Below are 8,006 nucleotides of genomic sequence, written 5' to 3'. Positions count from 1 at the left end.
CGGCGGGGCGCCCTGTGCGCGGGGTGGGGCTGCCTCCGATGCGCCGGGGCCGCCCGCCGGGCCTACGGGAGGGGCGGCCGCGGCCGCGGTCGAGGGCGGGTCAGTAGCGCAGGACGGCGGCGATCCGGTCGCTGTCGGCGAGGGTGCCGTCGGGGACGAAGCCGACCTGGCCGCCGGTGTCCAGGGTGCGCTCGATCACCTCGTCGACGATGTCCTCGCGGGCGCCGGGCTGGTCGGCCTCGGCGGGCACGAGGTGCTCGCCCTCGTCGCGCACGGTGGCGCGGTAGTTCTCCTCGACCACCAGGCGGGCGACCCGGCCCTCGCCGACGGTCCGCCAGACCTCGTCCAGGCCGGCCGCGAACTGCTGGGCGCCGCGGGCCTTGTCGAGCTGGGCGAGGTGCTCGGCGACCTCCTGGTCGGCGTGGGCGCGCACGGCGGGTTCGACCACCTTGCGGACGGTCTCGGCGTCGGCCTGGGCCAGGCCGCCGTGCGGGAGCTGCGCGGTGGACTCCTTGGCGATCGGGCCGACGGCGTCCAGCAGGGCGAGCGCGGCGGCCTCCCCGACCACGTACAGCGGGCGGGGGGCGGCGGCCAGCAGCTTGCCGACCTCGGTGTCGGCCTGGCGCAGGAAGGTCTTGGTCGCCTCGTCGCGGAAGGTGCTGGGCGTGTCGCCGATCTGCTCCTGGCGTTCGGGGTCGGGGTTGTCGAAGACGCGCACCAGCGGGAAGCCGCGGCCCTTCTCCTCGGCGACCCGCTCCTCGGTGCCGCCCCAGAGCACCACCTTGTCGGCGGCGACCGCGAGCACCCAGAACGGGCGCTCGGCGGCGTGCGCGGCGACCAGGTTGCGGGTGAGGAAGGTGTCGGACAGGACCACCCGGGCGGGGGCGGTGCGCCCGAGTGACCAGACCTGGTGCTCGCCGGGGGCGGCGAAGATCGCCAGGCCGTCCTCGGCGTGCACCAGGTCGACCTCCGTGTGGGCCCGGTCGAGCTGTTCCAGCACGTCGATCCGGTCGGCGCGGGAGACCTCCGGGTCCGCCTGGACGCGCTCCTTCGCCTCGGCCAGCAGGTTGCGCAGCCGGACCGGGTCCTGGGTGTTGTCCGGCTCCCGGCGGTGCGTGGGCATCAGGATCGACACCACCGGATAGGGCCGCGGCCGGCGCAGCTCGGCGAGGACGGCGGGGCTGAGGTCGGGGCGCATGGAGACCCTTTCCGAAGGCGGTCGGCCTTCTTTCGTGGACGCGCGAAGCCTGGCACTGCTGCCAAATGTCGTCAATGTACCTATTTGCGGCTTCTGCGGCGCGCGAGCACGGCCCGGGCGGGGGTCTGGCGGTGCGGTCGGGCGGGGGCTTCGGTGCGGTCGGGCGGCCCGCCGACGCCGTCCGGAGTCGGGCGGCGGCGTCGGCGGGACGCGGTCGGGAGCGGTGGGGCCCGGTCGGGCCCGGTGCGACGCGACCGGTCAGGGCCGTCGGGACGGCCCGGGGGCGGTCAGAACTGGACGTCGGTGCAGGAGTAGAAGGCGTTGCCGGTGTCGGCGATCTCCCAGACGGCGACGATCACCTGGTGGCCGGTGCGGCCGGTGGGCAGGGTCCCGGTGTGGGTGGTGGTGGCGGCGGGCTGGCGGCCGTTGTAGGGGACGGTCAGGAACGGGGTCAGGTCCAGGGCGGACCGGGTGATCGGCTGGCTCGCGCTGTAGCCGGGCTTGGTCAGGTAGTACTTGAAGTTCGTGGTGGAGTGCCGGGCCTCGATCTCCCAGGTGAAGGTGAGCTGCTGGCCCGCCGTCACCCTGGTGGTCGGCCAGGCGCCGCCGCGGGGGTTGTCCAGCGGGGCCCAGCGGGCGTCCCCGCCGGCGCAGATGGTGCCGTCCGCCGGGCCGCGGCCCGGGAAGCCCTTGGGGCCCTCGACGCTCTGCGGCTCCCACTGGATGTCGCCGCAGTCCCACGGGACGGCGTTGGCGCCGCAGAGCGCGGAACGGCTCGGCGGCAGGTTGATGAAGCCGTGCGACTGGGCCGGCAGGGCCGCCGCGATCGGCAGGGCGATCGCGGCCGCGGCGGCGGCGATCAGATGGCGCTTGCGCATGGTGCTCCTCCGTGGGGGTGGATGGAGTGTGCGCCCGGCGCGGGGCGTGCGCGTGCGCGTGGGGGTGCGCACGGCGGCCTGCCCGAGACATGGCATGCCCGCGCCAGACCGGTTGCCCGACACCGTAGGAGCTGCCTTCCCCTCGCGTCAATGGTCTGAACCATTTACGCCAAAGCCTTGCGAACACTGGGCACCGCCCGACGTCTCGCACCCGGCACCCCACTCGGACCCGCCCGGGCCCGCGCGGGGCCCACTCTTGGAAGATTATTTGCACAAGCGCTATACAAGCCCTAGCCGATATTTCAGTTCATGGCTTATCCTGGACCCAGCCACATCTGCAAGGAGGCCAGGCCCCATGACCGCCACGGACCCCGCGCTCACCGCCCTCGCCAGCGGCTGGAACGCCCTGTCCCTCCTGCACGGCCGGATCGAGTCCCACATCGAACGCGCCCTGCAGGCCGAGCACGACCTGAGCGTGCGCGAGTACTCGCTGCTCGACGTGCTCAGCCGCCAGCACGACGACGAGGGCGGGCACCTGCAGATGAAGCAGGTCGCCGACGCGGTCGTGCTCAGCCAGAGCGCCACCACCCGCCTGGTCACCCGACTGGAGGACCGCGGCCTGCTGGCGCGCTACCTGTGCCCGACCGACCGCCGCGGCATCTACACCAACGTGAGCGAGGACGGGCTGAAGCTCCTGGAGCGGGCCCGGCCGACCAACGACGCCGCCCTGCGCGAGGCGCTCGACGAGGCCGCCCGCAACCCCGAGCTGACCTCGCTGGTCCGCGCGGTCGAGGCCGTGGACGCCGCCTCGCCCGCCCGCTGACCCCGGCCGGCCCCGCACCCGCCGCTCCCCCCGGGCCCGGCCCGTCCGAACCGCACCCACGGTTCGGACGGGCCGGGCCCGGTCGCGTTTCCCGCCCACCCCACCCCGTTGCGCATGCAACCCATGGCGCATGCAACCTGCGCCGCGTGCAACCTATGGCGAATGCCCCATACCCTCGCTTGCACTTATCGCGCGTCTGCAACTATTGTTTAAGCACGCAAGGCGCTAGCTCAAGCAATCACAGAAGGGTTCGGGCCCATGCCTCTCGCTCTCATCGCCCTGGCCATCGGCGCATTCGGGATCGGGACCACCGAGTTCGTGATCATGGGCCTCCTGCCCCGGATCGCCGGCGACTACGGCGTCTCCATCCCCAGCGCGGGCCTGCTGGTCACCGGCTACGCCCTCGGCGTGGTCGTCGGCGCCCCGCTGATGACCGCCCTCGGTACCCGGATCGGCCGCAAGACCATGCTCATGCTGCTGATGGGCCTGTTCACGGCCGGGAACCTGCTCTCCGCGTTCGCCCCGTCCTTCCCCGTGATGCTGGCCGGGCGCATCGTCACCTCACTCGCCCACGGCGCCTTCTTCGGCATCGGCTCCGTCGTCGCCGCCGACCTGGTCGCCCCGCAGAAGAAGGCCGGCGCCATCGCCACCATGTTCACCGGGCTGACCGTCGCCAACATCGTCGGCGTGCCGCTGGGCACCTTCATCGGCCAGGCCGTCGGCTGGCGCGCCACCTTCGCCGGCGTCGCCGCGCTCGGCGTGCTCGGCCTGCTCGGCATCGCCCGGCTCGTACCCGCCATGCCCCGCGCCGAGGGCGCCCACCTGCGCCGCGAGCTCACCGCCTTCCGCAACCCGCAGGTGCTGCTCGCGATGGCGATGACCGTACTCGGCTTCGGCGGCGTCTTCGCCGCGATCACCTACATCGCCCCGATGATGACCAACGTCACCGGCTACGCCGAGGGCTCCGTCACCTGGCTGCTGGTGCTGTTCGGCGTCGGCATGTTCCTCGGCAACCTGCTGGGCGGGCGCTACGCCGACCGCAAGCTGATGCCGATGCTCTACACCACCCTCGGCGGGCTCGCCGTGGTGCTGGCGCTGTTCACCCTCACCGCCCACAACAAGGTCGCCGCCGCCGTCACCGTCCTGCTGGTCGGGGCCCTCGGCTTCGCCACCGTCCCCCCGCTCCAGAAGCGGGTCCTGGACCAGGCCCACGGCGCCCCCACCCTGGCCTCCGCCGTCAACATCGGCGCCTTCAACCTCGGCAACGCGCTGGCCGCCTGGCTCGGCGGCATGGTCATCACCGCCGGTCTCGGCTACACCGCCCCGAACTGGGTCGGCGCCGTCCTCGCCGGCGCGGCCCTGCTGCTGGCCTTCTGGTCCGCCGCCCTGGAGCGCCGCACCCCCGGGCGGGTGACCGCGGCCGCCGTCCCCGCCGCCGCCCCCGTCCCCGCCCACCACTGACCCCGCTCCCCCACCCCGGAGAAGACCTCATGAGTACCACCACCGCCGTCGCCCCGCTCACCACCGCCGACGCCGAACTCCTCGTCGACGCCGCCCGGACCGCCGCCGAGGCCGCGGGCGTGACCGTCAGCGTCACCGTCCTGGACGCGGGCGGCCACCTGCTCGCCTTCCGCCGCGACGACCGCGCCGTGCTGATCTCCGGCGAGACCAGCACCCGCAAGGCCTACACCGCCCTCCAGCTGAACGCCCCGACCGCCGACCTGGTCGACCTGGTCAAGCCCGACGGGCCGTTCCACTCCCTGCCCACCGCGCTGGACCGCCCGCTGCTGTTCATCGCCGGCGGCATCCCCGTCCACCGCGACGGCCGGCCGATCGGCGCCATCGGCGTCGGCGGCGGCGCCCCCGAGCAGGACCACTCCTTCGCCGCCGCCGCACTCGACCGACTCGCCCGGTGAGCACCGCCGCCCGGCCCCTCCGCTCCGCCCCCACCGACCGCACCGCCCCAAGGAGACAGCGCATGACCACCCCCGACATCCCCACCGTGAAGCTGAACAACGGCGTCGAGATCCCCCAGCTCGGCTTCGGCGTCTTCCAGGTCCCCGACGAGCAGACCACCGCCGCCGTCGCCTCCGCCCTGGAGGCCGGCTACCGCAGCATCGACACCGCCGCCGTCTACGGCAACGAGACCGGCGTCGGCCGCGCCCTGGCCGCCTCCGGCGTGGCCCGCGAGGACCTGTTCGTCACCACCAAGCTGTGGAACGCCGACCAGGGCCACGACGCCACCCTGCGTGCCTTCGACGCCAGCCTCGCCAAGCTCGGCCTGGACCACGTCGACCTCTACCTGATCCACTGGCCCACCCCGGCCCGCGACCTCTACCCCGACTCCTGGCGCGCCCTGGAGCGCCTCGCCGAGGAGGGCCGCATCCGCGCCGCCGGCGTGTCCAACTTCCAGCCCGCCCACCTCCAGCGCCTGCTGGACCACAGCTCGCTGGTGCCCGCCGTCAACCAGGTCGAGCTGCACCCCGGCCTCCAGCAGGCCGAGCTGCGCGCCTTCCACGCCCGGCACGGCATCGCCACCGAGGCCTGGAGCCCGCTCGCCCAGGGCGCCGTCCTGGACGACCCGGCGATCACCGCGATCGCCGCGCGCACCGGCAGGTCCCCCGCCCAGGTCGTGCTGCGCTGGCACCTGCAGCTCGGCAACATCGCCATCCCCAAGTCGGTCACCCCGGCCCGCATCCGGCAGAACCTCGACGTCTTCGGCTTCGAGCTGACCGAGCAGGACATGGCCGCGATCGCCGCCGGCGACCGCGACCTGCGCACCGGCCCGCACCCGGACCAGTTCAACGCGAGCTGACCCCGCCGGCGGCCGACCGGGCGCGGGCCCCGCACCGGATCGCCCGTACCGGGCAATTTCCGCCGCGTCCCGCGGCCGGATGCGCCCGGGCGGGGCGCCGGTGTGGCAGGCAGGGGGACGACGGTCCAGCGGCCGTCGTCCCCCTACGGCCGAACGGAGCCCCCATGCGCCGACGCCGCGGCGTCCTGCTGACCGCCGCCCTCCTGGCCCAGCTCGCCGCCGGACCCTCCCACGCGGCGGCCCCCGCCCCGCACGGCGGGCAGCCGGACGGCCAGCGCGGGGTGGTGCGCAGCGGCGACGCCCCGCTGGGCGGCGCCGAGGTGACGCTCTACCGGGCCGGGGACGGCGCGGGCGCCGCGCCCCGGGTGCTGGCCCGCACCCGCAGCGGGCGGGACGGGCGCTTCGTCCTGGACTACCGCCGCCCCGGGGACCCGCGCGCGGTGCTGTACGTGCTCGCCGATCTGCCCGGGCCCGCCGGCGCGCGGGGCGGGGACGGGCAGGGCCCGCCGCAGGGGCCGGTGACGCTGGCCGCCGTGCTGAGCGGGGCCCAGGCCCCGCCCGAACTCGTCGTCAACGAGCGCACCACGGTGGCCGTCGCCTACGCCCTGGCCCGTTTCACCGGCCCGCAGGGCGTGGCCGGCCCCCGCCCGGGGCTGCAGAACGCCGCCGGGATCGCCCACAACCTGGCCGACACCGGTACCGGCGGCATCGCCGCGACGCTCGCCGACCCGCCCAACGGCGCCCTCACCTCGACGATGGCGGAGTTCAACACGCTCGCCAACCTGCTCGCCGCCTGCGTCACCGGCGGCGCCTGCGAGCAGCTGTTCGACCTGGCCCGCCGCCCCGGCCGCGAACGGCCCCGCGACACCCTGCGGGCCGCGGTGGACATCGCCCACGACCCCGGGCACAACGCCGCCGGGCTGTTCGCCCTCGCCGACACCACTCCCCGCTACCGGCCGGCCCTGCCCGCCGCCCCCGAGGCCTGGACCGTGGCCCTGCGCTACGGCGGCAACGGGCGGGAGATCGACGGGCCGGGCAACATCGCCTTCGACGCCGAGGGCAACGCCTGGGTCAGCAACAACTACCGCTACGACGCCGATCCCGCCGTCCCGGTCTGCGGCGGCGAGAGCGTCCTGAAGTTCACCCCCACCGGCCGGGACGCCCCCGGTGCCCCCTACCGCGGCGGCGGCCTGTACGGTGCCGGCTTCGGGGTCACCGTGGATGCCCGGGGCTCCGCCTGGGTCGCCAACTTCGGTTTCCAGGGCAGTGGTTGCCCGATCGACCCGACCCCGCTGGAGCGCAGCGTCTCGCAGTTCGCGCCGGACGGCACCGTGCTCTCCCCGCCCGAGGGCTGGCGGGCCGGCGGCATCGTCCAGCCGCAGGGCCTGGCCGCCGACCGCTCGGGCACCGTGTGGGTGGCCAACTGCGGTGCGGACAGCGTGGCCCGGATCCCCGACGGTGACGCCACCCGGGCCCGGGAGGTGCCCACCCCGGCCCTGCACAAGCCCTTCGGTGCCGCCGTCGACCCCGCCGGGCGGCTGTGGGTGAGCGGGAACGGCAGCGACAGCGTGCAGGTCCTGGCCCCGGACGGCACCGTGGAGCGGGCCGTGACCGGCGGCGGTCTGCGGCGGCCGCTGGGCGTCGCCACCGACAGCCGGGGCAACGCCTGGGTCTCCAACAGCGGCATCCTGCCGGTGCCCTGCGGCGACGGCACCGCGGGCGACCTCGCGGACGCCGCCGCGGCGGGCGACGCCGGTGCGCGCCCGGGCGCCTCGGTGACCCTGATCCGGTCCGACGGGACCCCGGCCCCCGAACCCTTCACCGGCGGCGGCCTGTTCCTGCCCTGGGGCGTGGCCGTCGACGGCGACGACACCGTGTGGGTCGCCAACTTCGGCGGCCACCGCGTCGCCCGGCTGTGCGGCGTCGACCTCGCCGCCTGCCCGCCCGGCTTCACGACGGGGCAACCGATCTCGCCGCCCGACACCGGCTACCCGAGCGACGGGCTGGAACGCAACACCGGCCTGCGGATCGACCCGTCGGGCAATGTGTGGCTGGCCAACAACTGGCGCACCGTGCCCGTGCGGACCAATCCCGGCGGCCACGAACTGGTCCTCCTGGTCGGTGCCGCCGCCCCCGTCGCGACCCCGGACCTCGGCGGCCCCGGCCGGCCCTGACCGGCCCTGACCGGCCCTGACCGGCCCCCGTCGCCCCCGCGGCTGCGGCCACCCCCGCGATGGCGGCGGTGGGCGGGGCCGTAGGGGCGAGAACCCGCCGGTACCCGTGGGCGGCGCG

General features: G+C 75.2%; 7 protein-coding genes. 5 read left to right on the top strand and 2 right to left on the bottom strand.

Going from position 1 to position 8,006, the window contains the following annotated elements:
- Nucleotides 1-100 precede the first annotated feature (100 nt).
- On the bottom strand, nucleotides 101-1,198 hold the full coding sequence (locus ACFVHV_RS42555; protein WP_359915506.1) for a chemotaxis protein: 1,098 nt from the start codon (nucleotides 1,196-1,198) through the stop codon (nucleotides 101-103).
- A 287-nt stretch (nucleotides 1,199-1,485) separates the two neighbouring features.
- Nucleotides 1,486-2,076, bottom strand: a complete 591-nt coding sequence (locus ACFVHV_RS42550) for a lytic polysaccharide monooxygenase (protein ID WP_359915504.1) — start codon at nucleotides 2,074-2,076, stop codon at nucleotides 1,486-1,488.
- A gap of 355 nt (nucleotides 2,077-2,431) precedes the next feature.
- Here ACFVHV_RS42550 and ACFVHV_RS42545 point away from each other — a divergent pair, with 355 nt between their 5' ends.
- The 5 genes from ACFVHV_RS42545 to ACFVHV_RS42525 all read left to right on the top strand — a co-directional run bounded on the left by ACFVHV_RS42545 (nucleotide 2,432) and on the right by ACFVHV_RS42525 (nucleotide 7,888).
- On the top strand, nucleotides 2,432-2,899 hold the full coding sequence (locus ACFVHV_RS42545) for a MarR family winged helix-turn-helix transcriptional regulator (protein ID WP_380359069.1): 468 nt from the start codon (nucleotides 2,432-2,434) through the stop codon (nucleotides 2,897-2,899).
- Nucleotides 2,900-3,157: 258 nt separating this feature from the next.
- Nucleotides 3,158-4,360, top strand: a complete 1,203-nt coding sequence (locus tag ACFVHV_RS42540) for an MFS transporter (RefSeq protein WP_380359066.1) — start codon at nucleotides 3,158-3,160, stop codon at nucleotides 4,358-4,360.
- Nucleotides 4,361-4,389: 29 nt separating this feature from the next.
- Nucleotides 4,390-4,815 carry a heme-binding protein gene (locus tag ACFVHV_RS42535; protein ID WP_359910797.1) on the top strand — a complete coding sequence of 142 codons (426 nt, stop codon included), beginning with the start codon at nucleotides 4,390-4,392 and terminating at the stop codon, nucleotides 4,813-4,815.
- Between the two features lie 62 nt (nucleotides 4,816-4,877).
- On the top strand, nucleotides 4,878-5,714 hold the full coding sequence (locus tag ACFVHV_RS42530; protein WP_380359064.1) for an aldo/keto reductase: 837 nt from the start codon (nucleotides 4,878-4,880) through the stop codon (nucleotides 5,712-5,714).
- A gap of 164 nt (nucleotides 5,715-5,878) precedes the next feature.
- Nucleotides 5,879-7,888 (top strand): NHL repeat-containing protein, encoded by a 2,010-nt coding sequence (locus ACFVHV_RS42525; protein WP_380359062.1) that lies wholly within the window; start codon nucleotides 5,879-5,881, stop codon nucleotides 7,886-7,888.
- Nucleotides 7,889-8,006: the final 118 nt, after the last annotated feature.

The organism is Kitasatospora sp. NPDC127116, from assembly GCF_042677365.1.
Classification (GTDB): Bacteria; Actinomycetota; Actinomycetes; order Streptomycetales; family Streptomycetaceae; genus Kitasatospora; species Kitasatospora lactacystinica.
Note: the sequence above shows the minus strand (reverse complement) of the source record. Positions and strands in the feature narration are given on the sequence as shown.